The organism is Bradyrhizobium sp. PSBB068, assembly GCA_016839165.1.
Taxonomy (GTDB): Bacteria; Pseudomonadota; Alphaproteobacteria; order Rhizobiales; family Xanthobacteraceae; genus Bradyrhizobium.
The window spans coordinates 5,628,830-5,653,316 of the sequence record CP069300.1 but is presented as its reverse complement, the minus strand read 5'-3'; the positions used below and the strand labels follow the sequence as shown (position 1 = coordinate 5,653,316).

The 24,487-nt window shown below is 65.2% G+C and carries 25 protein-coding genes and 1 tRNA gene; 12 read left to right on the top strand and 14 right to left on the bottom strand.

All coding sequences use genetic code 11. The features are described 5' to 3' along the window. Positions 1-61: 61 nt before the first annotated feature. The 3 genes from JQ507_26340 to JQ507_26330 all read right to left on the bottom strand — a co-directional run bounded on the left by JQ507_26340 (position 62) and on the right by JQ507_26330 (position 3,431). Positions 62-1,336 (bottom strand): cytochrome P450, encoded by a 1,275-nt coding sequence (locus tag JQ507_26340; protein QRI68415.1) that lies wholly within the window; start codon positions 1,334-1,336, stop codon positions 62-64. 222 nt (positions 1,337-1,558) lie between these two features. Further along, entirely contained in the window at positions 1,559-2,830 is a 1,272-nt protein-coding gene (locus JQ507_26335; GenBank protein ID QRI68414.1) for a cytochrome P450, read from the bottom strand. A 241-nt stretch (positions 2,831-3,071) separates the two neighbouring features. After that, the gene (locus JQ507_26330; GenBank protein QRI68413.1) at positions 3,072-3,431 is read right to left on the bottom strand and encodes a hypothetical protein; all 360 of its coding nucleotides are present in this window, start codon (positions 3,429-3,431) and stop codon (positions 3,072-3,074) included. A gap of 244 nt (positions 3,432-3,675) precedes the next feature. Between JQ507_26330 and JQ507_26325 the strand changes: the two genes are divergently transcribed. The 3 genes from JQ507_26325 to JQ507_26315 all read left to right on the top strand — a co-directional run bounded on the left by JQ507_26325 (position 3,676) and on the right by JQ507_26315 (position 6,310). Beyond that, positions 3,676-4,815 carry a DUF898 family protein gene (locus JQ507_26325; GenBank protein QRI73519.1) on the top strand — a complete coding sequence of 380 codons (1,140 nt, stop codon included), beginning with the start codon at positions 3,676-3,678 and terminating at the stop codon, positions 4,813-4,815. Positions 4,816-4,920: 105 nt separating this feature from the next. Further along, positions 4,921-6,033 (top strand): M48 family metallopeptidase, encoded by a 1,113-nt coding sequence (locus JQ507_26320; GenBank protein ID QRI68412.1) that lies wholly within the window; start codon positions 4,921-4,923, stop codon positions 6,031-6,033. A 31-nt stretch (positions 6,034-6,064) separates the two neighbouring features. Continuing rightward, positions 6,065-6,310, top strand: a complete 246-nt coding sequence (locus tag JQ507_26315) for a hypothetical protein (GenBank protein ID QRI68411.1) — start codon at positions 6,065-6,067, stop codon at positions 6,308-6,310. 15 nt (positions 6,311-6,325) lie between these two features. Here the strand turns inward: JQ507_26315 and JQ507_26310 are convergent, their stop codons facing one another. Next, positions 6,326-7,474 (bottom strand): ABC transporter substrate-binding protein, encoded by a 1,149-nt coding sequence (locus JQ507_26310; protein ID QRI68410.1) that lies wholly within the window; start codon positions 7,472-7,474, stop codon positions 6,326-6,328. A gap of 363 nt (positions 7,475-7,837) precedes the next feature. On the opposite strand from JQ507_26310, the gene JQ507_26305 reads away from it, so the two are divergent. Continuing rightward, the gene (locus JQ507_26305; GenBank protein QRI68409.1) at positions 7,838-8,050 is read left to right on the top strand and encodes a hypothetical protein; all 213 of its coding nucleotides are present in this window, start codon (positions 7,838-7,840) and stop codon (positions 8,048-8,050) included. A gap of 148 nt (positions 8,051-8,198) precedes the next feature. Here the strand turns inward: JQ507_26305 and JQ507_26300 are convergent, their stop codons facing one another. The 4 genes from JQ507_26300 to JQ507_26285 all read right to left on the bottom strand — a co-directional run bounded on the left by JQ507_26300 (position 8,199) and on the right by JQ507_26285 (position 12,004). Continuing rightward, entirely contained in the window at positions 8,199-9,194 is a 996-nt protein-coding gene (locus JQ507_26300; protein ID QRI68408.1) for a LysR family transcriptional regulator, read from the bottom strand. Positions 9,195-9,281: 87 nt separating this feature from the next. Continuing rightward, positions 9,282-10,313, bottom strand: a complete 1,032-nt coding sequence (locus JQ507_26295) for a MerR family transcriptional regulator (GenBank protein QRI68407.1) — start codon at positions 10,311-10,313, stop codon at positions 9,282-9,284. Positions 10,314-10,540: 227 nt separating this feature from the next. Continuing rightward, positions 10,541-11,338, bottom strand: coding sequence for a DUF2927 domain-containing protein (locus tag JQ507_26290; protein ID QRI73518.1), 798 nt, complete (start codon positions 11,336-11,338; stop codon positions 10,541-10,543). 93 nt (positions 11,339-11,431) lie between these two features. Further along, positions 11,432-12,004 carry a L,D-transpeptidase gene (locus JQ507_26285; GenBank protein ID QRI68406.1) on the bottom strand — a complete coding sequence of 191 codons (573 nt, stop codon included), beginning with the start codon at positions 12,002-12,004 and terminating at the stop codon, positions 11,432-11,434. A 225-nt stretch (positions 12,005-12,229) separates the two neighbouring features. Between JQ507_26285 and JQ507_26280 the strand changes: the two genes are divergently transcribed. Both JQ507_26280 and JQ507_26275 read left to right on the top strand, forming a co-directional pair. Then, a complete protein-coding gene (locus JQ507_26280; GenBank protein ID QRI68405.1) occupies positions 12,230-13,777 on the top strand; it encodes an acetolactate synthase large subunit in 1,548 nt (515 codons plus the stop codon). Between the two features lie 188 nt (positions 13,778-13,965). After that, positions 13,966-14,514 (top strand): hypothetical protein, encoded by a 549-nt coding sequence (locus JQ507_26275; protein ID QRI68404.1) that lies wholly within the window; start codon positions 13,966-13,968, stop codon positions 14,512-14,514. Between the two features lie 370 nt (positions 14,515-14,884). Here the strand turns inward: JQ507_26275 and JQ507_26270 are convergent, their stop codons facing one another. Next, positions 14,885-15,112, bottom strand: coding sequence for a hypothetical protein (locus JQ507_26270; protein ID QRI68403.1), 228 nt, complete (start codon positions 15,110-15,112; stop codon positions 14,885-14,887). A 180-nt stretch (positions 15,113-15,292) separates the two neighbouring features. Between JQ507_26270 and JQ507_26265 the strand changes: the two genes are divergently transcribed. Next, entirely contained in the window at positions 15,293-15,433 is a 141-nt protein-coding gene (locus JQ507_26265; protein QRI68402.1) for a hypothetical protein, read from the top strand. A 68-nt stretch (positions 15,434-15,501) separates the two neighbouring features. Here the strand turns inward: JQ507_26265 and JQ507_26260 are convergent, their stop codons facing one another. From JQ507_26260 to JQ507_26245, 4 genes are all read right to left on the bottom strand, one after another. Further along, positions 15,502-15,873: a DUF4118 domain-containing protein gene (locus tag JQ507_26260; protein ID QRI68401.1), complete on the bottom strand. Its 372-nt coding sequence runs from the start codon at positions 15,871-15,873 to the stop codon at positions 15,502-15,504. A 192-nt stretch (positions 15,874-16,065) separates the two neighbouring features. After that, positions 16,066-16,140: transfer RNA gene (locus JQ507_26255), tRNA-Val, on the bottom strand. Positions 16,141-16,253: 113 nt separating this feature from the next. Further along, on the bottom strand, positions 16,254-17,549 hold the full coding sequence (locus tag JQ507_26250) for a hypothetical protein (GenBank protein QRI68400.1): 1,296 nt from the start codon (positions 17,547-17,549) through the stop codon (positions 16,254-16,256). A gap of 146 nt (positions 17,550-17,695) precedes the next feature. Then, positions 17,696-18,301, bottom strand: coding sequence for a DUF1134 domain-containing protein (locus JQ507_26245; protein ID QRI68399.1), 606 nt, complete (start codon positions 18,299-18,301; stop codon positions 17,696-17,698). A gap of 153 nt (positions 18,302-18,454) precedes the next feature. On the opposite strand from JQ507_26245, the gene JQ507_26240 reads away from it, so the two are divergent. After that, entirely contained in the window at positions 18,455-18,919 is a 465-nt protein-coding gene (locus JQ507_26240; protein QRI68398.1) for a hypothetical protein, read from the top strand. Positions 18,920-18,982: 63 nt separating this feature from the next. Here the strand turns inward: JQ507_26240 and cysQ are convergent, their stop codons facing one another. After that, positions 18,983-19,807, bottom strand: a complete 825-nt coding sequence (cysQ, locus tag JQ507_26235) for a 3'(2'),5'-bisphosphate nucleotidase CysQ (GenBank protein QRI68397.1) — start codon at positions 19,805-19,807, stop codon at positions 18,983-18,985. A gap of 151 nt (positions 19,808-19,958) precedes the next feature. Here cysQ and JQ507_26230 point away from each other — a divergent pair, with 151 nt between their 5' ends. The 4 genes from JQ507_26230 (at position 19,959) to JQ507_26215 (ending at position 24,449) form a co-directional block, all read left to right on the top strand. Continuing rightward, positions 19,959-20,606: a histidine phosphotransferase gene (locus JQ507_26230; protein QRI68396.1), complete on the top strand. Its 648-nt coding sequence runs from the start codon at positions 19,959-19,961 to the stop codon at positions 20,604-20,606. A gap of 202 nt (positions 20,607-20,808) precedes the next feature. Then, the gene (locus JQ507_26225; protein QRI68395.1) at positions 20,809-23,541 is read left to right on the top strand and encodes a hybrid sensor histidine kinase/response regulator; all 2,733 of its coding nucleotides are present in this window, start codon (positions 20,809-20,811) and stop codon (positions 23,539-23,541) included. A gap of 11 nt (positions 23,542-23,552) precedes the next feature. Next, entirely contained in the window at positions 23,553-24,020 is a 468-nt protein-coding gene (locus JQ507_26220; protein QRI68394.1) for a chemotaxis protein CheW, read from the top strand. A gap of 63 nt (positions 24,021-24,083) precedes the next feature. Continuing rightward, positions 24,084-24,449 carry a response regulator gene (locus tag JQ507_26215; GenBank protein QRI68393.1) on the top strand — a complete coding sequence of 122 codons (366 nt, stop codon included), beginning with the start codon at positions 24,084-24,086 and terminating at the stop codon, positions 24,447-24,449. The last annotated feature ends 38 nt before the right edge of the window (positions 24,450-24,487 follow it).

Sequence of the window (24,487 nt, the reverse complement as noted above, 5' to 3'; positions counted from 1 at the left end):
TGGCCCAAGCTGCAAGACGCGGCGAGACATAGGGCCGAACGCAATTGCAGCCAAGGATTATTCAGCCCGGGATCCGCACCGGCAGGTTCTCGATGCCGCGGACGAAGCTGGAATAGACCCGCTTCGGCTCGCCGACCACCTCGATGCGGTCGAAACGCTTCAGCATCTCCTGCCACACGATCTTGAGCTGCAGTTCGGCGAGCCGCATGCCGACGCAGCGGTGGATGCCGAAGCCGAACGACAGATGGATCCGCGGCCGGGCGCGGTCGATGATGAACTCGTCGGGCCGGTCGATCACCTCGTCGTCGCGATTGCCGGAGACGTACCACATCACGACGCGGTCGCCCTTCCGGATGGTCTTGCCGCCGATCTCGGTGTCCTGCAGCGCGGTGCGCCGCATGTGAGCCAGCGGCGTCTGCCAGCGAATCACCTCCGGCACCATGGTGTCGATCAGGGCCGGGTTCTCCTTCAGTTTCTGGAACTGGTCGGGATGCTCGTGCAGCGCCAGCACCGAGCCGCTCATGGTGTTGCGGGTGGTGTCGTTGCCGCCGACGATCAGCAGGATGATGTTGCCCATCAGATTGTCGGGGTCCATGTGCCGCGTGGCGTCGCTATGCGCCATCATCGACAGCAGATCGTTGCGCGGGGCCAAGTTGACCCGCTCGTTCCAGAGTTTCGAGAAATAGCCATAGCACTCGTCCATCTCCCGCCGCCGCTCTTCCGGCGAGTTGACGATGCCACTCTTCGGCAGCGCGGTGGAGACGTCGGACCAGCGCGTCAGCTTGCGCCGTTCCTCCCAGGGGAAGTCGAACAGCGTCGCCAGCATCTGGGTGGTCAATTCGATCGAGACGCGCTCGACGAAATTGAACGTCTCGTTGCGCGGCAGGTTGTCGAGCACGCTGGCCGAGCGCTGGCGGATCAGCTTGGCCAGCTCGTCGAGATGATCAGGCGTGAACATCGGCGACACGGTCTTGCGCTGATGGGCGTGCTTCGGCTGATCCATCGCGATGAAGCTCGGATAGTCGTAGCCGGGCGGCACGTCGCGGATCGAGATGCCGCCGAGCGTGGAATCCGAGGAGAAGATGCCGTGGCTGGTGTCGACATGCATGATGTCGTTGTACTTGACCACGGACCAATAGGGCTCGATCGGCGCGTTGGTGCAGTAATGCACCGGCTCTTCCTTGCGCAGCCGCTCGAACCATGGCCACAGCGTGTCGTTCTGGAACAGTTTTGGCGCGCCGGGATGAAAATCCCTGAGCGGAGTCGCATAGGCTTCCTCACGCGCCTGGCGCTGTAGCTCGGCCCGGTCGGCACGGATGGCGGTCTGGACGTTCATGATCTCTCTCTGCACAATTTTCGAAGGCCGCACGGGAGGTGGTTGGGCTCTCTCCCCCCCTTGCGGGGGAGAGTTGGAGAGAGGGGTGAGCCGCGACCACCGCCCGTACGGCTTACCCCTCTCCCTAACCCTCCCCCGCAAGGGGGGAGGGAACCCATCCGCTGTGCCCGCCTAACTCAGGTCAAGCGACGCAAATGTTTCAACACGACTGCGGATGCAGCTTCACGCGGCGATACGCACGGGCAGCGTCTCGTAGCCCTTGATGAAGCTGGAATACACCCGCTGCGGCTCCTCCACCACCTCGATCGTGTCGAAGCGCTTGAGGATCTCCTCCCAGATGATCTTGAGTTGCAGCTCGGCAAGCCGCAGGCCCACGCAGCGGTGGATGCCGAAGCCGAACGAGATGTGGGTGCGCGGCCGGGCACGTTGGATGTCGAACACGTAAGGCCGCTCGATGGCCTCTTCGTCGCGGTTGCCCGAGACGTACCACATCACGACCTTGTCGCCCTTCTTGATCTGGCGGCCGCGGAATTCGAAGTCGGTGAGTGCGGTCCGCCGCATGTGGGCGAGCGGCGTCTGCCAACGGATCACCTCGGGCACGAAACTGTCGATCAGCGCCGGGTTCTCGCGCAGCTTGCGGTATTGCTCGGGATGCTTGCTCAGCGCATAGATGCTGCCGGACAGCGTGTTGCGCGTGGTGTCGTTGCCGCCGACGATCAACAGGATCAGATTGCCGAGGAAGTTCTTCGGATCCATGTTCCGCGTGGCGTCGCTGTGCGCCATCATCGAGAGCAGATCGCTCTTCGGCGGCTGGCTCGAGCGCTCCTTCCAGAGCCGGGCGAAATAACCGGCGCATTCCATCAGCTCGGCCTGCCGCTCGTCCTCGGTGGCGACGAGGCCGCCGGCGCCGGGCAGGGTGGTTGCGACGTCGGACCAGCGCGTCAGCTTGCGGCGGTCCTCCCAGGGGAAGTCGAACAGCACGGCTAGCATCTGCGTGGTCAGCTCGATCGAAACCTTGTCGACCCAGTCGAACACCTCGCCGCGCGGCAGATTGTCGAGGCACTCGGTCGAGCGCTTGCGGATGTTGATCGCGAGCTCGTCGAGATGGGTCGGCGTGAACATCGGCGCCACGGTCTTGCGTTGCGCCGAGTGGCGCGGCTGGTCCATCGCGATGAAGCTCTCGCGGCGCAGATCCGGCGGCACGTCGCGGATCGTGATGCCGCCGAGCGATGCGGCCGAGGAGAACACCGAATGGTTGGTCTCGATGTCCATGATGTCGTTGTAGCGGGTGACCGACCAGTACGGCCCGAACATCGAGTCCTTGCAGTAATGCACCGGATCCTCGCGGCGCAGCCGGTCGAAATACGGCCAGAAGGTATCGGTCTTGAACAGCTCGGGATGGCCGGGATCGTAGTCCGACAGCGCCAGTGTGTTGGCGCGTTCGCGTGCGGCGTCCAGATGGGCGGTGTCGACGAGATCGATGGTCCCGTGCATGAGCGGCTCCTCAACCGTTGCAGCAGCCGGGGCATCGCCGGCGCGCCATGTTTTACCGAATTACATTCTCATTCCGCGGTTTGCGCAAGAGCTGACAGCGCGCTTTTGGCCGCATTGGTAGCCGGCCAAAACGGCCGAATCCGGGCCTTTCCAACGACGGACCGGCGTCGGCGGCGACCACGCCCGTTTCAAACGGCGTTTGATTTGCTCAGGCGGCGCATGCGGGCGGTGCAGGGACTGTCTATCGGCTGGCCGGCTTTTCGCAGGGGTACGTGTCCTGCATGCCCCAGAGCAGCAGGAGGGCGACCATCATCTCGCCTTTCGCGGACCGCTTGTCGGCCGACTTGAGCATGATCTCTTCGGTTTGCTCGGTGGACAATACGAGGGTGTCGGGCATGCAGAACAGCAATTGGCCGCCGTGCCGTTTCAACCAGGCATTGGAAGCCATCAGGCCGCCCCTGACGCCGTCCAGATACATATGATTGAAGATGCGGAAGTTCTCGTTGGCCGGATTGCGATAGGATTCCAGGCGCACATCGGCGGCCCCAGCGGGAGCTGCGGCAAGCGCCAGCACGCACGCCGGCAATATCCACTTGTTCATTGCTCGGTTCCTTGCGGCCGCGCCCATTCGGTAAGTCCGTCGTTCCTTCCGCCGGGTTCGAAGCACGCGGGGCGGTGGACGGCGGCCGGTTTCCGGGGGGCCATTAAGGCATAGCCAACCGCACCCGCCGAATCCCGCGGCGGCACTCTCGACCGTGTATGAAACCTGGATCACACTCGCAGCGACAAACCTGTGCTTTTGATGCGCAGAGATTGTCCTGTCCTGGAGTTTTTCCGTGAACGACATGAGCTGGGCCCCGCCGGGGCCGCCGCCGCAACCGGTTCCGCCGCCGATGCCGGTGGCGTTTTCGGGGAGCCGGACGCAGTTCTTCCGTCTGGTCGCGCGCGGCGCCGGGCTCGAGCTCTTCACGGTCGGCTTCTACCGGTTCTGGCTCACCACCGACATCCGCCGTCACCTCTGGTCGAACACCCTGATCGACGGCGATGGGGCGGAATATACCGGCCGCGGCAAGGAGCTCCTGATCGGCTTTCTGGTCGCACTCGCGATCCTGGTTCCGGTCTATCTCGGCTACGCCCTGCTCGTGATCGAGGCCGAGCACGGCCAGACATTCTCCTCGTTGCCGATGGTCGCCTTCTTTTATGTGTTCGGCCAGTTCGCGATCTATCGCGCGCGGCGTTACCGGCTCACCCGCACGGTGTGGCGCGGCGTCCGCTTCTGGATGAGCGGCTCGGGCTGGATCTATGCGCTGAAGGCCTCGCTATGGGGCCTCCTGGTCGTGATCACGCTTGGCTTTGCGCTGTCATGGCGCGAGGCGGCGCTCGAACGCTACAAGATGCGGCATTCGTATTACGGCGATCTGCAGGGCTCCTTCGAAGGCCGCGGCTGGGATTTCTTCAAACGCGGCTGGTGGCTCTGGCTACTGATGCCGTTCGCGCTGGTGACGATCTTCGGCCCGTTCGCCTATGCCGCGTTCAAGGCGATCGAGTGGCGCTGGTGGCTGTCGGGCATCCGGTTCGGCGAGGTCAGACTGGAATCGACCATGAGTCGCGGCGCCCTGATCGGCCTGTACTGGAAGGTGATCGGCTGGGCCATGCTGCTCGGCACGGTGTTCCTGGCCTATCTCGTGCTCTGCATCTTCCTGGCGGCCAGCATCGACGGCTCCTCGATCGAGACCTTCTTCAAGACTGAGGCGTTCGCCAAGAGCATTCCGCTGATGGTCCTGCTCGGCATCGGCTATCTCGCCCTTGCGCTGGCGATGAACGTCGTGATGCGGGTCTATCTGATGCGCGATCTCTGGGTCCGGGTGCTGTCGTCGACCATCGTGCACAACATTGGGGCGGCCGCCAACGTCACCGCGCGCGGCGAGCTCGCCAATGCGCTCGGTGAAGGTTTTGCCGACGGCCTCGACGTCGCGGGGTTCTAAAGCATGATCCGGAAAAGTGCGAAGCGGTTTTCCGAAAAGATCATGCGCAAACAAGGAGCTAAAGCCCGATGACGATTCAACCCAATCTCATCGCGCTTTAGCGTCATGGAAGCCGATCTCAACCAGGCCAATGCCGCGGCGGCGCCGGTCCCGGGTGCGGTGTTCTTCGACGGCGCATCGAGCCGCCGGCGCGTCGTCGCGCTCAAGCTGTCCGACGCGCTGGAGATCAGGGAAGATGGCGAACGGCTGGCGCGCTGGGCGTTTGCTGACATCCGCCGTGCCGACAGTCCGTCCGGCCTGCTGCGGCTGAGCTGCCTGACTGCGCCGGCACTGGCGCGGCTCGAGGTCCGCGACGCCGGGCTGATCGCCGAGCTGGTCGCGCGCTGCGACAGGCTCGAGCAGGACCTGCCGAACCGCAAGGGCGTCGCCGGCATTGTCGGCTGGTCGCTCGCGGCCGCGGTATCGATCGTGCTGGTGGTGCTGTTCGGCGTGCCGCTCGCCGCCGAGCGGTTGACGCCGCTGGTGCCGGATTCCTTCGAGCGGCGCCTCGGCGACGTCGCGGAAGCGCAGGTCAGGGTGGTGTTCGACGGCAAGCCGTGCAGCAGTGCGGCCGGACAAGCGGCATTCGAGAAGCTGGTCGGCAAGCTGCGGGACACCGCAGGCCTCGACAATTCGGTGCAGTCGGGCGTGCTGGCGACGCCGGTGCCGAACGCCTTCGCGCTGCCGGGCGGCAAGGTCTATCTGTTCGACGGACTGCTGGAGAAAGCGGAAAGCCCCGACGAGATCGCAGGCGTCCTGGCCCATGAGCTCGGCCATCTCCGGCACCGCGACAGCATGCGCGAGCTGATCCACAATGGCGGCACCTCGTTCCTGATCGGGCTGTTGTTCGGCGACATCACCGGCTCCGGCGCGCTGATCTTCGCCTCGCGCTCGCTGGTGACGTCGTCCTATTCGCGCGACGCCGAGACCAATGCCGACACCTTTGCGATCGAGACCATGCACAAGCTTGGCCGTCCGGCGAAGCCGATGGGCGAACTGATGTTCCGCGTCACCGGCAAGGAAGGCGGCAACGGGCTCTCGCTCGTCGCCAGCCATCCACTGACCGAGGATCGCCTCGAACGGATGGCCAAGGCCGACGCCAGCAACAAGCTCGCGGGCAAGCCGCTGCTGTCGCCGGCCGAATGGCATGCGCTGAAGGGCATCTGCGGCAAGACGTGAGGCAAGCGGATTTCGGCACTGGAGCAATCCCATGCAGCGTAATGACAAATACTGGTTTCCCGCCAAGCGCTACGGCTGGGGCTGGGGACCGCCGAACAACTGGCAGGGCTGGGTGGTGCTCGCGGGCTTAGTGGCGCTGATTGCCGTCGGCGCAGCGATCAACCTCCCGCACTCCCCGGCGCGCTTCATCGGCTACGTGGCCGTGCTGAGCGTTCTGCTCACCGCCGTCTGCTGGTGGAAGGGCGAGCCGCCGCGCTGGCGCTGGGGCGGCGACTAGACCATTGCTGGGCGCCTACTTCACCAGCCTGAACTTGCCGCCCTCGACCTTGATCAGGAACGCCGAGCGCTCGTCATAGCCGTTATGGTCGGTCGGGCTCATGGTCGAGAGGCCGTTGTTCAGGTAGACGTCCTTGCCGCGCTCCAGTTCGTCGCGCAGCGCGGCGCGGAATTCCGGCGTGCCGGGCTTGGCGGTCTTCAGCGCAATCGCCGCCGCCCGCTTGAACAGCGTCACGGCGTCCCACAGATGCGCGCCGAAGATGTTCGGCTTTTGCCCGTTGGCCTTCTCGTAGGACGACACGAACTCGTCGCGCGCCTGGCGGAACGGATCGTCGGCCGGCAGATCGTCGGCGATGGTGAAAGCCTCGCCGGTGAAGATTGCGCCCTCGACATTGGCGCCGCCGAGCTTGATGAACTCCTCCGAGGCGACGCCGTGGGTCTGGAAGATCTTGCCGGCGTAACCGCGGCTGCGCAGCGCCTCCTGCGGCAGCACGGCCGGCGTGCCGGCCGAGGCGATGAACACCGCATCGGGGTTGGTCGCGATCACCTTCAGCGCCTGGCCGGTGGCGCTGGTGTCGGAGCGCGCGTAGACCTCATGCGTCGTCACGGTGAGGCCGAGCCCGGGGGCGAGCCGCGACACCTCCTTGTAATAGCCCTCGCCATAGCCGTCCGACACGCCGATATAGCCGAGCGTCTTGATGCCGGATTTCGCGATGTATTTCAGGATCGCCGTCGCCATCAGGTCGTCATTGGGCACCACCTTGAACGCCCAGCGGCGGTGCTCGTCCATCGGCTGCACGATCGCGGTCGCCGCGGCGAGCGAGATGATCGGGGTCTTGGCTTCGAAGGCGACGTCGAGCATCGGCATGGTCACCGGGGTGAGCGAGGAGCCGATCAGGATGTCGACGCCGTCCTGGATGACGAGGCGGCGGGCGTTCTGCGTGCCCTTGGTCGGATCGGACTCGTCGTCGAGCGCGATATAGACCACCTTCTCGCCGCCGATCTCCTTCGGCAGCGCCGCGATGGTGCGCATCTGCGGCTGGCCGAGCGCTGAGCCCGGCCCGGATCCCGACACCACGACGCCGACCTTGATGTCCGCCCGCACGTGCGGCGCAACCAGCGTCACGCCTGCGAGTACCCAGAGTCCGGCCACGGCCAGCTTCATCGCAAATCCTCCCAGCAGGTTCTTTTTATGCGCGGCCGATGATAGCCGGCCGGTGTCCGGTTTCGCATGATATCGATTTCGCCGCGGCGGTCTGTCCCCCTGATTGGGGACAGCCGGACGGACAGCACCGGCGTTTCCCCAGGCTGCCGTGAACCTCGCGTTTACCACTCCCCTAAAGGCCGCGGGAACCAGTTTCCCTAATCGGGCGGCAATCTCCGCCTGTTATCCAGGGATCGGAAAAGGGAGTACGAACCATGTTCAGCATTGTTCGGATCCTCGTCTTGATCGCATCTGCGTATGCGGGATCCGTGGTAGCGGAAGTGCAGTTTGGCGGCGCGCCGCCGTCGCAAGCGGTCGACGTCCATGAGTGAGCCTCATCCGATCGCGCCCGAGCACGTGCGCGCCATCTGCGACGAGATCGGCGAGAGACTGCGTTATGCCCTGCGCGGCGATTACGCCGATCTGCCGCCAAGGCTGCGCGAGCTCATGGACGAGCTCGTCTTGCAGGATTGCGAGGCGCCGTCGCTGGTGCCTGCGATGGCGGACATGACGCAGCCGCTGATCGTTGCTGCCTAGATCTTGGTGCAAAGCTTACGGGCGGTCAGCCAACGACCGCTCCGCGATAATCGGCCGCTCGTCGCCGTGATTGCTGTCGCCCGCTGCCTCAGATCCGAGCTATGCGAGACTGGGGCGGGAGAACGCCGTCGGGCATCAGCGCGCAGCGTCACACGTTCTTCGCGACCTTGCGCGTCCGCGTCGGTCCGGCGCCGGCGATCGCCGGCTTGATATTCCACACCGCGCGTACGGCCGCGAAGGCGTGGGCGATCACCGGCTCGTGGCGGCGGGCGGTGAGGCTGACGAAGGAGAGATCGCAGGTCAGCTTCACCTTGTCGGCCACCACGAACTGATGCGGGCGCGCCATCCGCGGCGCCAGCACATTGTCGCGCGCGAGGCTGAGACAGAGGCCGGATTCGACGAAGTCGATCATCGCCTCTTCCTGGTCGGTGTAGCCGACGCGCTTCGGCAGGGCGCCGAGCGGGCGGAAGATGTCGTCGAGCATCCGGCGGTGGCCCGAATGCGGCGGCGTTGCGAGCCAGGGCAGCTCGGCAAGCTCCGCCCAGCCTTTGCCGATCACCCGGTCCCGCCAGCCGATCGGCGCGATCACGCGGTAGTCGTAGCTGAGCAGTGGCGCCAGCTGGTAGCGGCCGTCGGCGATGGTCCGTTCGGTGAAGCTGTGATGGACCAGGTGCTCCTGCGGCGTGGCGTCGACGTAATAGCCGACGTCGAGCTCGCCCCGGCCGATCTGCGCCAGCACGTCGTCGCTGACGCCGTGGCGCAGGAAGACTTCGGTGCGTTGCGACGACATCGCAAGGCTGCGCACGAACGGTCCGAGCCGGGTGAATTCGGGGTCGAGGATGGTGCCGACGCGCAGCGTGCCGCGCTGCGCCTCGTTGAGCGAATCCGCCATCGCCTTGAAGTCGGATGCCGCCGCCACCGCCCGGTGCGCCAGCGGCAGCAGCGAGGCGCCGGCCTCGGTCAGCGTGAAGCCGCTGGGTGTGCGGTTGAACAGCTGCAACCCGGTGCTTTCCTCCAGCGCCTTGAGTTGCAAGCTGACCGCCGGCTGGGTCAGTTTCAGCATCGCTGCGGCGCGCGATACAGTGCCCTCACGGGCAACCGTGATGAAGCAACGCAAGGCCTGGGTACGGGGAAGCTCGGTCATCGCGTGTGCTTATAGCACACTTTTTCGAAGTGCATCCGACCTGCGTCGTGCATTGTCATATAATGATAATACAACCAATACGAGAAATCAGGATGGCAGCCAGGCCACCATGCCTTCAGTGCGCGTGCGCACCTCCGGAGAGGCGAGGCAGGTCGCAACCGCTTCATAGCCCACTGCGCCGGGAATCGGCCTGACGCAGATCGGCAGGCTGTGATTGGCAGGACACAGGATGATCGCTTCATCGTCGCCGACGGCATCGAGGTCGAGGATCGCGTTGGAGCGCGTGAGGAAGAACAGCGGCCGCGCCTCCGGTCCGCGACGGCGCAGATGCGCGATCACGGCCTCCTGGCTGGCCGCATCGAGCCCTTGTTCGAGCATGTCGATCACCGGGATCGCGCCGTCATCGGCCTCGAGAACTGCGAGCAGGGTGATGAGCGCGGGTGAGTCTACGGCGCCATCGGCCAGCAGGACGGCAAGGCTCGCCTCGACCCTCGCCTTGTGGGCGGGGTCGGCGTCGAGCCGCGCGCGAACGGCCGCGCCGCCGTCGGCTGCACGGTCCAGTCCGACAAAGCTGGCACCGGGCAGCGCTTCGGCAAGCCGCTGCGCGAGGCGCGTCTTGCCGCTGCCGAGCGGGCCGACGATGTAGTTCAGCGATTTGATATCGCGCAGTTCGAAGCGCTCGCCGCCCCACGGCCACGGCAGATCGAATGCGACGCCGATCGCCGGCCGCGCCCTGACCGCACCGATCAGGTCGTGCGTCGCGGGCATTTTGCCGCAGCCGAGGTCGTTGCGCAGCCGACGCACCCTGGCGATGCTGTCGGTGCATTGGCGGATGCGTGCTTCGAGCGTGGCCTCGTGCGCAGCCAGCACGCGGCCGAGGATGGCGGTGTCGCCGTTCAGGATCCGCGCCACTTCACCGACGCTGAGGCCGAGGGCGCGCAGCGCGACGATCTCGGCGCAGCGCGCCATCTCGACCGGGCCATAGGCGCGCCATCCCGCCGGCGTGCGGGCGGGCGCGACCAGGCCGCGCTCCTCGTAGAGGCGCAGCGCTTTCGCCGAGATGCCGAGCTGCCTTGCAGCTTCGGACGGGCTGAGGAAACGGGCAGCAGGAGCATTCATCGAATCACCTCGTGTCGTCTGACCGCATTTCTATGGAGGCGGCCGCTGGGGCCAGGTCAAGCGGGAGGTGCGGCACCAGCGTCTCCGGAATACTGGATCACCCGTTTGCGGGTGATGACATCCTGCTGTTTGACATCTTGAATCGAGTCATCTCCAGCGACGTCCTGGCTTGCGCCAGGACGTCGGCGGTGTTTCTGGCGAGCGCCGTGCACCGGTTGCACCCACCCTCACTCCAGATGGTTCACCTTCGCCACCCAGGCGCGGACGTCTCTGAGCACGTCGGGCAGCGCGGCCTTGACCTCCTGCACGGTCATGCCGGGCTTGATGCGCGGGTCGTAGAGCAGATTGAGCAGATACTGGTCGTAGACGTCGAAGAAACCCATCGAGACGCTGTCGTTGAACATCGTCCATGGCACGGTCGCGGTGTCGTTGATGGGGCCGAGCGATTGCAGCAGTTCCTCATAGGCGCAGTCGAGGAAGACGAAATCGCCATTGTCGACGGTGAGGATGACGTCGGAATGCTCGATCTCGTAGTTTTCGTTCTTGCGGAAGCCGGACAGGCATTGCGGGTCGAGCGAGGAGCGGATTTCCTTGGCGCGCTCCTGGCCGTAGAAGGTCGCGATCGTGCGGTAGAGCTCGCGGTCGCGCACCAGCTTGACCACGACATTGGCCGCGTCGTGGGTGTCGCTCATCGCGATGTCGAGATGCTGCACCTTGCCCCGGATGTCGGCGACGACCTTGGCCAGCTGCGCCTTGCGGTCGGCGCGGTTGCCGTCGGCGAACACGCGCACCGCCCGGTCGTATTTGCGGATGCGGTCGACCCTTCCGGCGAGATGAAATTCGGCGCCGAACGCGGTCTTCAGAAAACCTTCGACGATCTCGGCGTCGGTGAAGACCTTCTTCTCGTGACGCTGGCGCGCGATGATGGCCGGCACCTCGGCGGCGGCAGGCGCGGTGGCATCAGTGAGGCAAGCGGCGAGCGTTGCGGCGAGAAGGAGCAGGATCGAAGGACGGTGCTGGGACATCATGACAACGCTGCCGCAAGCTTTGCGGCAGCGCAAGACGGGATCGGCGAGCTTGCCGGATGGCGACGCCCGGTTCCGTTGAAATCGTCGCGATCAGTTCTTCACCACGACGGTGGCACCAACCGAGACGCGATCATAGAGGTCCTTGACGTCCTCATTGGTCATGCGGAAACAACCGGACGAGACCGCCTGGCCGATCGTCTCCGGCTCGTTGGAGCCGTGGATCCGGTACAGCGTCGAGCCGAGATACATCGCGCGAGCGCCGAGCGGGTTCTCGATGCCGCCGGCCATGTGACGCGGCAGATCGGGGCGGCGGCGCAGCATGTCCGAGGGCGGCGTCCAGGACGGCCATTCCTTCTTCGCGCTGATGCGGTGGACGCCGCTCCAGCGGAAGCCGTCGCGGCCGACGCCGATACCGTAGCGCAACGCCTGGCCGTTGCCCTGCACCAGATAGAGCCGGCGCTCGGCTGTGTTCACCACGATGGTGCCGGGGGCATAGTTGGTCGGGTAGTCGACGGTGGTGCGCGGGATCGGGCTTGCGCCGCCACCGCCAAAGAAACTCGGGGCTTCGGATTGGTAGCCCCGGGAGTCGAAGAACTGGGCTTGGGCCTGGCCGGCACCTGCCAGGATCGTGAGCGCGGCAAACATCAAGGCAAACGGGCGCATGGTCGTCGTCCTCGCGAACAATCAAATATATGCCCAGAGAGTCCACAATTGCCGGCGTTGCGCAAGCGACGAAGCGGTGACTTTAGGCACTTTCCGGCAACACGGTTTAAAAAAGCAACAGACCGCAGGCAATAGCTGCATTGTCCGGCCAAGCCTTTGACGAAGCGGATGAAGAATGGTTGATCTGGAGCGACCTCAAGAACATCTCGAAACGGGAGCGAGAGCATGAACGGTGCGGAAAGTCTGGTGCGGACATTGGTCGCGGGCGGCGTGGATGTCTGTTTTACCAACCCGGGCACCTCGGAGATGCATTTCGTGGCGGCGCTGGACAAGGTCCCGGGCATGCGCTGCGTGCTCGGCCTGTTCGAAGGCGTGGTGACGGGTGCTGCCGACGGCTATTTCCGCATGAAGGGAACACCGGCCTCGACCTTGCTGCATCTCGGGCCCGGCCTCGCCAACGGCCTTGCCAATCTGCACAACGCCAAGAAGGCGCATTCCGGCATCGTCAACATCGTCGGCCAGCACGCCACCTACCACATCGGCTACAACGCGCCGCTGACCTCCGATATCGAGGGCCTGGCGCGGCCGATGTCGTCCTGGGTGCGCACCTCGCCGGATGCCAAGTCGGTCGCCGCCGACGGTGCGGCTGCGATCGCCGCGGCAAAGAGCGCGCCGCCCCAGATCGCAACCCTGATCCTGCCGGCCGACACCGCCTGGAACGAGGCCGACGGCATCGCCGAGGTGCCGGTCGACACCCAGCGCCCGAGCTATTCGCCTCAGGCGGTCGACACCGCGGCGAAAATCCTGCACGGCGATGCCGCGCACACGCTGCTGCTGGTCACCGGCAGCGCGCTGACCGAGCACGGGCTGGCGCTCGCCGAGCGCATCGCCGGCAAGACCGGCTGCACGGTGATGGGCCAGACCTATCATCCGCGGATGGCGCGCGGCCGCGGCCGCTTCTCGATCAATCGCATTCCCTATGTGATCGAGCAGGCGCTGCCGATCCTGAAGAATTTTCGTCACATTGTCCTGGTCGAGGCCAACGATCCCGTCGCGTTCTTCGCCTATCCGAACAAGCCGAGTATGCTGAAGGCGGAAGGCTGCGAGGTGCATCGCATGACCGCCTGGGGCGAGAATTCGGTCGCAGCCCTCGAGGCGCTGGCCAATGCGCTGCATGCGACGGCGCAGGACGTCAAGCCGCAGCAGCATCCGGAACTGATCAAGCCGACCGGCGCCCTCAATCACGCATCGATCGCGCAGGCGATTGCGTGCGCGATCCCCGACAACGCCATCATGGTCGATGAATCCGTCACCACTGGCCGCGGCTTCTTTCCGCCGACGGCGGGCGCGGCGCCGCATGACTGGTTGCAGAACATGGGCGGCTCGATCGGCTTCTCGACGCCGGTGGCAACCGGTGCCGCGGTCGCCTGTCCGGACCGCAAGGTGATCTGCATGGTCGGCGACGGCAGCGCGATGTACACGATCCAGTCGCTGTGGACGCAGGCGCGCGAGGGGCTCAACGTCGTGACCATCGTGTTCGCCAACCGGATCTACCAGATCCTGCGCGGCGAGTTCGACGGCGTCGGCGCGGGCGAGCCGGGCAAGCGGGCGCAGGACATGCTGAAGATTGACCGGCCGACGCTCGATTTCGTCGCGCTGGCAAAGGGAATGGGCGTGCCGGCCGTGGCGGTCGCATCCGCGGATGAGTTCAACAAGGCGCTGGCGAATGCCGTTGCCGAACCGGGCCCGCGGCTGATCGAAGTGCAGATGTAGCGAGCATGATTTGAAATGGCCGCGGCGGCGGCCCCGAGCATGATCCCGACCGGAACGGCCGCGTTAGCGCAAAGTGCGACGCGGTTTTCCCTCGCGACAAACGCGAAGCGTTTGCGCGGAGATCATGCTCAAACAAGAAGCCAACGCGCGATGAAGCTCATCGCGCTTTTGTCCAGTCGGAGGCGCCCATGCAGACCGAGCTGAACAAGGTGATCGCCGCCGTGCAGGAGTTTTACGCGCAGGAGACGTTCCTGCTGGAGCGCGATCTCGGCGAGCGAACGCTTACTCACCGAATCGCGGTCTATGTCGAGCGGCAGTTCGCCGGCTGGCAGGTCGATTGCAACTACGATCGGCTCGGCGAGCGCACGCTGCGGCTGCCACGCGGCTCGGGTAGCTCGACCGATGACCATCTCGGCAAGTCGATCTATCCCGATATCGTCGTGCATCAGCGCGATATCCCGAACAATCTCCTGGCCATCGAGCTGCGCAAGGACAGCAATCACCAGCCGCTCGATCACGATCAGCGCAAGCTGGCCGCGCTGACCGATCCGAATGTCTGGTTTGCCTATGCGATGGGCGTGCTCGTGATCGTCGGACCGAACGGCGTGAGCTTTTCCGAAGTCTATGCCGGCGGCGCGATCGACCACGCCACGTCGCGCTGGTTTGCGGAGCGCGTGCAAGAGAGCGGGCTCGCGGGGCGCCACGACGATGGCCCTCAGCACCCAGCTGATCAATGAATCTTGTCACCGCATCGAGGTGATAGCCCGTTTGGATCATGCGTCGTCGCTGCACGCGCGGCACAACAAAAGGTGCGGGAGGTGGAGCAATTCCTGGAGCCGGTGGTCAATTTTCAGAACGATCCGATGGCGGTGCGGATTATCGGCTCTGCGCCTCTTTCGCTCCCTCTCCCGCACCTGAATTTCGTTGGTCCGGCGATCACCGGTCCAGCCGTTGCTGACATAGGATTCGAGGCCTCGCACGATCGGCGCAGTTGATCACGACGTGACGAGCCGAGGCAGCATCCGCACCGAGACAGCAAAAAGGCCGCCTTCGGGCGGCCTTTTCCGTTTCGTCTCTTCCGTGATCGCGGTGCGCGATTGTTTCTGATTATTGCTTGGTCGCATCGTCGCCGGTGGTGGCGGCGCCGCCGGACTTGGCCTTCGATTTCTTTGCCTTCTTGGCTTTCTTCTTCGGCGCCATCTTGGTCGCCTCGCCCTTGGCCGCTGTGTCGCCGCTTTGTGCTGCGGGGGCCGTGGTACCGCCTGCCTTGTCCTGCGCGAGTGCGGTGGACGAGACGAAGGCGAGGGCGGTGGCGGCGAGGATCAGTGTTCGCATCGGATGGTTCTCCCAAGTTGGTTTCCGGCGCCCCTCAACGGGACAGAATGTCGCAGGTTCCGCGTTGCCGATCAGCAGTCCGTGAGCTCAGCGTGAACGGCGCGGCCGCTGCGATCGAGGCGGAACCGGGAACCGCGAGCCGCGTTATGTCGCCGGGCAGGAGTTCCGAGGAGAGACGCCATGCGTTGGCGATCAGTGACGGAAACCACCAATACGGTGCTCGACACCGCCCCCGACGACACCTTCTACGCGGTGGGCTGGACCACCAGCGGACTGGCAACGCTGGCCACCATCGTCGCGGTCTGGATGTTCGGGATCTGAGGCGGTCGATCGGTGCAGGCGGCCGGCTTGCCGCCACAGTCGAGCAGGAGCGGTCCGCGCCGGGCGCGTTACTTGCGCAGGATGACCAGCGCTTCCCGATAGAGCTGCGAAAAGCTGACCAGGAGCCCGCTCGACAGCAGGAACATCGCGATGCTGTCGTAGTCGTCGGCCGTCGGCCAGGCGAATTCGAAATAGGGCGGCATGAACGCCCACCAGACGATCGGAACGGTGATGATCGTGGCGAAAGCGCCGGCCGGCGCGCCGCCCATCAGGCCGGCGACCAGGATCGCCGGCACGAAGCCAGCGAAATAGAGTTGCATGCCGAAGCTTGCGAACATCTCCTGGGTCGCGGTCGCCAGCACCACGACCAGCAGGGCGACGACGAAGGTCGACAGGGACCAAGGCCGCAGCTTCAGAATGTAGTCGTTGCCCTTGCGCATCGAGACTTCCCTGGCCCCCGCGAGTTCCGGGAAGGTAGCCGAGGAGGCCTGTAAACAAAACCCCGTAGGACTCCGTGGGAGGGGTGGTCGGCCGATCTTCCCCGGCGCGCTTGTTGCGCTGCGGTGGACCGGGTACGGGGACGGCATAACGCCCGGCCAAAGTCTGCGGTTGGGTGACAGGCGGGAAAGGAATGGTGGACGCACAAGGGATCGAACCTTGGACCTCTCCCGTGTGAAGGGAACGCTCTCCCGCTGAGCTATGCGTCCGGGATGTGACGTGCCAAAGGCCGCTGGTCGGCGGCCGGTCGATGAAGGCGCTTCGTCAGAGCGTGCGATTTACGAAGTGCCGGGTAGGGGTGTCAAGCCAAACCCTGCGTAAATCAGGCTCCCTGCTGGCGGGCGCGGGAGGCGTGTGACTGCAGCGCCCGGATGCGTTCGGCGAGCGTGCCGCCGCCTTCGGGCATCCCGCTGCCCGGCGAGACGCCGTTTGCTGCACCGTTGGCGGGCTTGGCGGCGGCCTTGGCCGGCACGGTCGGCTCCGCCGCCAGCATGGCCTCGATCGCCGAATTGGGGCCCTCGAGCTGGATTGCCAGCTTGGCCACCTCGGCCGCGATGTCGTTGATGCGCTCGCGCAGCAGCGCGTTCTCCATCCGCTCGGTTGCCCAGGAGCTTTCGGCCTGCTGCTGGATCGCGTTGATGTCGCGCTGCAGCTTGCCGCGCTCGTCGCGGGCTGTGCGTAGCTGCTCCTCGAGCGCGGCCTTCTCCTGGCGCAGCTTCTCGAGCGCGGACGATTTGCCGCCGCCGGTTGCGGCGATCTCCTCGCGCAATTCCTGCAGGGTCCGCTCGGCGGCAGCATTGGCCTGCTTGAGCTGGCCGTTCTCGAATTCGCGCTCGGCGAGCAGCTTGCCCTGGGTCGCAAGCCGTGTCTCGAGGTCGCTGACGCGATTGCCGAGCATCTCGGCTTCCTTGACCTGGACGATCAGCTGGCGGTCGAGATCGGTGACCCGCTGGCTCAGATTCTCGACCCGGCCGCGCGCATCGGTGAGATCGCGCGTTGCGGTTTCCGACTGGCTGCGCTCTTGGGCGAGGCGGGCTTCGGTCGCCGCGAATTCCCTGGCGGCGTCGCCGACGCGGGTCTTCAGTTCCTCGACCTGGGTCCGCACCGCGACCAGTTCGACCTGGCGGCTGTCGGCGGTCATCGAGCGGTCGTTGAGCTCGGCGTTGATCCTGCCGAGCTCGCCCTGCTTGTCGGTCAGCGCCTGCTCGGCGGTGCGCAGCAGCTCGGTCTTGGCGGCGAACTCTTCCTCGGTGGCGCGAAGCTGCTCCTTCATTGCCTTCTCGCGCGCTTCCAGCGCGAAGATCGCGGCGTTCTTCTCGCCGAGCTCGATCTTCATGCGGTTGATCGCATCGGTCTTCTTGCCGAGCTCGGCGAGCTGGCTCGTGGTCTTGCTCTTGAGCTGGTCGACGCTCATCTCGAGCCGGCGGGCCGACATGGCGAATTCGGCGCGGAGCTGGTCCTTGTCGGCCTGGATCTCGGCCATCGACAGCGGGGTGGCCGCCTCCATCCGGCGCGTGGTCAGCCGCACCGCCCGGTTATGCACCAGCGGCACGATCATCAGGCCACACAGCATCGAGATCAGGAAACCGATCGCCGCGTACATGATCGGCTCGATCATGAAAGATCACTCCAGGAGAGGAAGAAAGAATTTGTTAATCACAATGCCACGGCGGGCCAGCCGAAGGCCAGCCCGTTGCCGCGTTAAGGTGAATCGCTAACGGCGCCGACGCGCCCCGGCGGATTCAACCGACCGGGGCTTGCGGCCTAGAACGGGTTCCAGGTCGCGCGCGGGGTGTATTTGAGATAGCCGACGCTGGCGCCGAGCCTGAGGCCGATGCCCGAGCGAATCGGGACCAGCACGATGTTGTTGGCGGTGAGTGCCGTCATGCCGAAGCCGCCGACGATATAGGCGGAGCCGTCGATGCCGACGAAGCGCTGATAGATCGCCTGCGTCGAGGGCAGATTGTAGACCAGCGTCATGGTCCGGGCGCCGTCGCCGCCCCAGTCGAAGCCGACCGAGGGACCCTGCCAGTAGACCCTGAGGTCGCCGGCGTTCTTGGTGTAGAGCGTGCCTTCGCCATAGCGCAGTCCGGCCACGAACGCGCCGGAGCCTTCCTCGCCGAGCACATAACCGTTGGGCAGACCCCATTGGCTGACCGCGCGCTCGATCACCGAGGCGAGTCCGCGCGAAACGTTGCCGAAGAACTTGTGTCCGGCGCCGACCAGTTCGTCGGGCCCGTAAGTATACGGGGTCGGTTGACGCTGCGGCGGCGGATATTGCGGTGGTGGGGGCTGCTGCGCGGACGCCCCTGCGCTCCAGCACATCAGCGCGGCAAACGCGACCGCGGCAAGGCGTGATGCGAAAGTCATTAAGAACCCCTGCTATCGAAATCCGGGCGTTGCCCTTTAACCTGATGCCAACAGGCACGGCTCTAGGTTGCGCCCGGTGTCCCCTCGACTCGGATGTTATCGGTATCAACTATGACGGCACAACGGCAGGAAAGATATGGATCGTGCCGGGGCATGGCGTTTTTCGGCCTGTTGGCGGGCATTTTGGCGGCCATCTGGCCCGCTTTGCCGGTTCGGGCCACCACGAGCGAGCGCGTGGTGACGAACCGCTACTCCGGCCTTGCGATCGAGGGATTCGATCCGGTCGCCTATTTCACCGACGCCGCCGCCACCCAGGGGCGGCCGGAATTCGAGGCCGCCGGAAGCGGCGTGGTCTGGCGTTTCCGTAACGAAGGCAACCGTGCCTCATTCGTGGCACATCCGGAAATCTATGGCCCACAGTTCGGCGGCTACGACCCGACCGATCTGGTGCGGGGCGTCACCTGCGCGGGCAATCCGCGATTCTGGGTCGTGATCGGGAACAGGCTCTATCTGTTCAATCGGGAACACAGCCGCGATGCCTTTGCCGCCGATCCCGCGCGCTTCCTGACGGAAGCCGCGGCGCGCTGGCCGGAGCTGGAAGAAGGTCTCGCACAGTAATCGGCTCTTTTGTTTGAGCATGATCTTTTCGGAAAACCGCTTCGCACTTTTCCGGATCATGCTTTAGGCCGCGGCTGGGTCGCCCCATGCGATGAATTCCGGCACCAGAAAGTTTTCGCGGCCGAGCCCGAAATGCAAGGGATGCCCGTGCGAATCGGTCACCTTGCCGCCGGCCGCAACGATCACCGCATGACCGGCCGCCACATCCCATTCGGACGTCGGCGAGAGGCGGGGATAGATATCCACCTCGCCTTCGGCGACGCGGCCGAACTTGACGGCTGATCCCAGCACGGCGCGGACCGCACCGCCACGTTCGTCGATGAAGGATTCGGTCCGTGCATCGCCGTGCGAGCGGCTGACCGCGACGGTCCAGGGCGCGCCACGCGGCGGGCAGGGACGGGTCTTGATCGGCACCGCCTGCGACACCGCGTGGCCTTGCAAAGTCAATCGCTCCGCGCCCTTGCCGACGATGCCGCGCCAGATCAGCCCGAGCGCCGGCGCACCGACGATGCCGAGCAGCGGCACGCCATGCGTGACCAGCGCCACATTGACGGTGAACTCGTTGCGGCCGGCGACGAACTCCTTGGTGCCGTCGAGCGGGTCGATCAGGAAGAAACTGTCCTTGTAGGGCGGCGTCGCCAGATGGACGCGCTCCTCCGACAGCAGCGACACATGCGGCGCCAGCCGCGTCAGCCCCTCGACGATGATGTGATCGGCGGCAAGATCGGCCTCGGTGACCGGCGAGCCGTCACTCTTGCCGGTCACATGCATGGCGGAACGGTTGACCGCGAGAATCGCCTCGCCGGCCCGGATCACCAGCTCGGTCAGTGATTCGAGTAGCGTTGCGGCCTTGTCGCAGTCGACGGTGGCCGATTGTGCCTTATTCATGGGCGGGTCTCATATCCTGTTCGCCTTCCCCTGAGATCATGATGTCAGTCCCGCCGCAAGCTGGCAGCATCCGTCTGCCCGGTGTATCAAGCCGACAGGCATGCGTGATTCGCACTCCTCGGTCGGCGTGCGGCTTTCCAGGAAACAATTGATGTCTGGCACTTCGTCTCCCGGTCCCGCTCCCGATGCACTCGAGCTCGCAGCACTGCTGTGCTCGAAAGTCTGTCACGATCTCATCAGTCCGGTCGGCGCGATCGTCAATGGGCTTGAGGTCCTCGACGACAATCCGAAGCCCGAAGATCGCGACTTCGCGCTCGATCTGATCCGCAAGAGCGCGAAGACCGCATCGGCCCGGCTGCAATTCTGCCGGCTTGCATTCGGCGCCGCCGGTTCCTCCGGCGCGCAGATCGATCTCGGCGACGCCCAGAACATGGCGAAGGGGCACATCGAGGACGGCAAGGTGACGCTGACCTGGAATTTGCCGCGGCTGCTGCTGCCCAAGAACCGCGTCAAGCTGCTGCTGAACATGCTGGTGGTCGCGCAGCAGACGATCCCGCGCGGCGGCACGCTCACCGTCGATCCGGTCGGCGAGGGTGACGCGACGCTCTTCCGGATCACATCCGCAGGGCTCAATGCCCGCGTGCCGCAGAACATCGTCGATATCCTCAACGGGACGTCGGCGAACACGGTCGATGCGCATGCGGTTCAGCCATATTACACGCGCCTGCTGGCGGAAGCCTGCGGGCTGAAGGTGACGCTCACGCTCGACGGCGACAAGGTCATTGTCGCCGCAGCCTGAAGGCAGCCGCGCGAAGATCATTAATCAAAGGTTACGATGGGCCGCGCGATTCAATCGCGCGGCCTTATCTCTTTGTTGATCCCGTTCTTTTCCATTTGCTCAACCAAACTTAAACGCTTTGCGGAGAAGCTGACCCAAGTTCCGTCAGGCGCGTCGATCTCGCGCGCCGCTGCGTTTTCGGCGTTTTTCGAAGGTTGGTTTCATGGACGATCTGTTGCGCGAGTTCCTGACGGAGAGCAGCGAGAGCCTGGATACGGTCGACAACCAGCTGGTGCAGTTCGAGCAGGATCCGAACAACGCGAAGATCCTGGACAACATTTTCCGCCTTGTGCACACGATCAAGGGGACCTGCGGCTTCCTCGGGCTGCCGCGGCTGGAAGCGCTGGCGCATGCCGGCGAGACCTTGATGGGCAAATTCCGCGACGGCATGCCGGTGAGAGCGGAAGCCGTGACGCTGATCCTGTCCTCGATCGACCGCATCAAGGAGATATTGGCCGGCCTCGAGGCGGCCGAGGCCGAGCCCGAAGGCAACGACCGCGATCTGATCGATCAGCTGGAAGCGATGGTCGAGCGCGGCATGGCGGCAATGGCCGCCGGTGATGCCGCTGCCGAAGAAGATGTGCCGGTCGTCGAAGCGCCGTCGGTACAGGCGGATATGGCCGAAGGCACGCTGGTGGTGCAGACGCTGGAGCGCCCCTTGCGTCCGGGCGAGGTCTCGCTCGACGAGCTCGAGCGTGCCTTCCGCGAGACCGAGATCGAAGTGGCTGCACCTGCGCCGGCGCCTGCCGCGAAGCTCGTTGCCGCAGCCCCCGCCGCCGAGCCGGCTGAAGCTGCGAAGAAGCCGGCCCGCAAGGCCGCCGCCGAAGACGTCCAGGAAGGCGACAAGATCGCCAACCAGTCGATCCGGGTCAATGTCGATACCCTCGAGCACCTGATGACCATGGTCTCCGAGCTGGTGCTGACCCGCAATCAGCTCTTGGAGATCTCGCGCCGCAACGAGGACACCGAGTTCAAGGTGCCGTTGCAGCGGCTCTCCAACGTCACCGCCGAGCTGCAGGAAGGCGTCATGAAGACGCGGATGCAGCCCATCGGCAATGCCTGGCAGAAGCTGCCGCGCATCGTCCGCGACCTCTCCGGCGAACTCGGCAAGCAGATCGAGCTCGAGATGCACGGCGCCGACACCGAGCTCGACCGCCAGGTGCTCGACCTGATCAAGGATCCGCTGACGCACATGGTGCGCAACTCCGCCGATCACGGGCTGGAGACCACCGCCGAACGCCTCGCCGCCGGCAAGCCGGAGCAGGGCACCATCCGCCTCAGTGCCTATCACGAAGGCGGCCACATCATCATCTGCATCGCCGACAATGGCCGCGGGCTCAACACCGAGCGGATCAAGGCCAAGGCACTCCAGAACGGTCTCGTCACCGAGGCTGAATTGGAGAAGATGACCGAGGCCCAGATCCACAAGTTCATCTTCGCGCCGGGCTTCTCGACCGCAGCGCAGGTGACCTCGGTGTCCGGCCGCGGCGTCGGCATGGACGTGGTGCGAACCAATATCGACCAGATCGGCGGCACCATCGACATCAAGAGCGTGGCCGGCGAGGGCGCCAGTGTCACCATCAAGATCCCGCTGACCTTGGCGATCGTCTCGGCGCTGATCGTGGAAGCCGGCGGCGACCGTTTTGCCATTCCGCAACTGTCCGTGGTCGAGCTGGTGCGGGCCCGCGCCAACTCCGAGCACCGCATCGAGCGGATCAAGGACACCGCGGTCTTGCGGCTGCGCAACAAGCTGCTGCCGCTGATTCATCTCAAGAAGCTGCTGAGGATCGACGACGGCGCCACCACCACCAGCGATGCCGAGAACGGCTTCATCGTGGTGACGCAGGTCGGCAGCCAGACCTTCGGCATCGTGGTCGACGGCGTGTTCCACACCGAGGAGATCGTGGTCAAGCCGATGTCCACAAAACTGCGGCACATCGACATGTTCTCCGGCAACACCATTTTGGGCGATGGCGCCGTGATCATGATCATCGACCCCAACGGCATCGCCAAGGCGCTCGGCGCCTCCGGCTCCTCGGCCCATGACATGGCCGACGAAAATGCCTCAGCCCATGCCGCGAGCGGCGAGCAGCTGACCTCGCTGTTGGTGTTCCGCGCCGGCTCCTCGCAGCCCAAGGCGGTGCCGCTCGGCCTCGTCACGCGGCTGGAGGAGATCGCAACCGACAAGATCGAGCTCTCGAACGGCCGCTACATGGTGCAGTACCGCGAGCAGCTGATGCCGCTGGTGCAGATGGCCGGCGTCGAGGTGCAGGCGCAGGGGTCGCAGCCGATCCTGGTGTTCGCCGACGACGGCCGCTCGATGGGGCTCGTGGTCGACGAGATCATCGACATCGTCGAGGAAAAGCTCAACATCGAGGTCGCGGGCAGCCAGGACGGCATTCTGGGCTCGGCCGTGATCAAGGGCCAGGCCACCGAGGTGATCGACGTCGGCCACTTCCTCCCGATGGCGTTCGCCGACTGGTTCTCGCGCAAGGAGATGCGTCCGTCGGCCAGCGCGCAGTCGGTGCTGCTGGTCGACGACAGCGCGTTCTTCCGCAACATGCTGGCGCCGGTGCTGAAAGCCGCCGGCTACAAGGTGCGGACCGCGGGCGGCGCGCAGGAGGGGCTCGCCGCGCTGCGCTCGGGGCAGGCCTTCGACGTCGTGCTGACCGACATCGAGATGCCCGAGATGAACGGCTTCGAGTTCGCCGAGAACATCCGGTCTGACCACAATCTGAACCAGCTGCCGATCATCGCGCTGTCGGCGATGGTGTCGCCGGCGGCGATCGAGCGCGGCCGGCAGGCCGGCTTCCACGACTATGTCGCCAAGTTCGACCGTCCCGGGCTGATCGCGGCGCTGAAAGAGCAGACCGCAGAGTTGCGGCGCGCCGCTTGAAGGAAACAGCATTGATGACCAAGACCGAGACCAGTGAAGGCGCGATGGCCGAGTACGTCACCGCTGTGATCGGCGGGCAGCTGTTCGGGCTGCCGATCTCGCGGGTGCAGGATGTGTTCATGCCGGAGCGGCTGACGCGGGTGCCGCTGGCCTCCAGCGAGATCGCCGGCGTGCTCAATTTGCGCGGCCGCATCGTCACCGTGGTCGACATGCGCGCCCGGCTCGGGCTGCCGAAGGCCGACGACGGCAAGCCGATGGCGGTCGGCGTCGACCAGCGCGGCGAATCCTATGGCCTCCTGATCGACCAGATCGGCGAGGTGCTGCGGCTGCCCGACGACAGCCGCGAGGACAACCCGGTCAATCTCGATCTCCGCATGGCCAAGCTCGCCGGCGGCGTCCACCGGCTCGACGGCCAGCTCATGGTCGTCCTCGATGTCGATCGCGTGCTTGAACTGGTGCCTGATGCCAAGGCGGCCTGAGACGGGCCGACAGAATTGAAGAACTGAAACGTCCCCCCGGGGATGAGGAAGGTGAGGTCGCAGATGAGAACCTGTCTTGTTGTCGATGACTCAAGCGTCATTCGCAAGGTCGCCCGCCGTATCCTGGAAGGGCTCGATTTCACGATCGTCGAGGCTGAGGACGGCGCGAAAGCGCTCGAGGCGTGCAAGCGCGCGATGCCCGAGGCCGTGCTGCTCGACTGGAACATGCCCGTGATGGACGGCTACGAGTTTCTCGGCAATCTCCGCCGCATGCCCGGCGGCGATCAGCCCAAGGTCGTGTTCTGCACCACCGAGAATGACGTCGCGCATATCGCCCGCGCGCTGCATGCCGGTGCCAACGAATACATCATGAAGCCGTTCGACCGGGACATCGTCACCGCGAAGTTCCAGGAAGTCGGGCTTATCTAGGTTCACTGTTCGATCCGGCGGCAGAAGCCTTCGGCTCA

Bases quoted from the DNA above. Each gene is read 5' to 3' on its own strand.
- JQ507_26340 (QRI68415.1), bottom strand. From the start codon at position 1,336: ATGAACGTCCAGACCGCCATCCGTGCCGACCGGGCCGAGCTACAGCGC.
- JQ507_26335 (QRI68414.1), bottom strand. From the start codon at position 2,830: ATGCACGGGACCATCGATCTCGTCGACACCGCCCATCTGGACGCCGCA.
- JQ507_26330 (QRI68413.1), bottom strand. From the start codon at position 3,431: ATGAACAAGTGGATATTGCCGGCGTGCGTGCTGGCGCTTGCCGCAGCT.
- JQ507_26325 (QRI73519.1), top strand. From the start codon at position 3,676: ATGAGCTGGGCCCCGCCGGGGCCGCCGCCGCAACCGGTTCCGCCGCCG.
- JQ507_26320 (QRI68412.1), top strand. From the start codon at position 4,921: ATGGAAGCCGATCTCAACCAGGCCAATGCCGCGGCGGCGCCGGTCCCG.
- JQ507_26315 (QRI68411.1), top strand. From the start codon at position 6,065: ATGCAGCGTAATGACAAATACTGGTTTCCCGCCAAGCGCTACGGCTGG.
- JQ507_26310 (QRI68410.1), bottom strand. From the start codon at position 7,474: ATGAAGCTGGCCGTGGCCGGACTCTGGGTACTCGCAGGCGTGACGCTG.
- JQ507_26305 (QRI68409.1), top strand. From the start codon at position 7,838: ATGAGTGAGCCTCATCCGATCGCGCCCGAGCACGTGCGCGCCATCTGC.
- JQ507_26300 (QRI68408.1), bottom strand. From the start codon at position 9,194: ATGACCGAGCTTCCCCGTACCCAGGCCTTGCGTTGCTTCATCACGGTT.
- JQ507_26295 (QRI68407.1), bottom strand. From the start codon at position 10,313: ATGAATGCTCCTGCTGCCCGTTTCCTCAGCCCGTCCGAAGCTGCAAGG.
- JQ507_26290 (QRI73518.1), bottom strand. From the start codon at position 11,338: ATGTCCCAGCACCGTCCTTCGATCCTGCTCCTTCTCGCCGCAACGCTC.
- JQ507_26285 (QRI68406.1), bottom strand. From the start codon at position 12,004: ATGCGCCCGTTTGCCTTGATGTTTGCCGCGCTCACGATCCTGGCAGGT.
- JQ507_26280 (QRI68405.1), top strand. From the start codon at position 12,230: ATGAACGGTGCGGAAAGTCTGGTGCGGACATTGGTCGCGGGCGGCGTG.
- JQ507_26275 (QRI68404.1), top strand. From the start codon at position 13,966: ATGCAGACCGAGCTGAACAAGGTGATCGCCGCCGTGCAGGAGTTTTAC.
- JQ507_26270 (QRI68403.1), bottom strand. From the start codon at position 15,112: ATGCGAACACTGATCCTCGCCGCCACCGCCCTCGCCTTCGTCTCGTCC.
- JQ507_26265 (QRI68402.1), top strand. From the start codon at position 15,293: ATGCGTTGGCGATCAGTGACGGAAACCACCAATACGGTGCTCGACACC.
- JQ507_26260 (QRI68401.1), bottom strand. From the start codon at position 15,873: ATGCGCAAGGGCAACGACTACATTCTGAAGCTGCGGCCTTGGTCCCTG.
- JQ507_26250 (QRI68400.1), bottom strand. From the start codon at position 17,549: ATGATCGAGCCGATCATGTACGCGGCGATCGGTTTCCTGATCTCGATG.
- JQ507_26245 (QRI68399.1), bottom strand. From the start codon at position 18,301: ATGACTTTCGCATCACGCCTTGCCGCGGTCGCGTTTGCCGCGCTGATG.
- JQ507_26240 (QRI68398.1), top strand. From the start codon at position 18,455: ATGGCGTTTTTCGGCCTGTTGGCGGGCATTTTGGCGGCCATCTGGCCC.
- cysQ (QRI68397.1), bottom strand. From the start codon at position 19,807: ATGAATAAGGCACAATCGGCCACCGTCGACTGCGACAAGGCCGCAACG.
- JQ507_26230 (QRI68396.1), top strand. From the start codon at position 19,959: ATGTCTGGCACTTCGTCTCCCGGTCCCGCTCCCGATGCACTCGAGCTC.
- JQ507_26225 (QRI68395.1), top strand. From the start codon at position 20,809: ATGGACGATCTGTTGCGCGAGTTCCTGACGGAGAGCAGCGAGAGCCTG.
- JQ507_26215 (QRI68393.1), top strand. From the start codon at position 24,084: ATGAGAACCTGTCTTGTTGTCGATGACTCAAGCGTCATTCGCAAGGTC.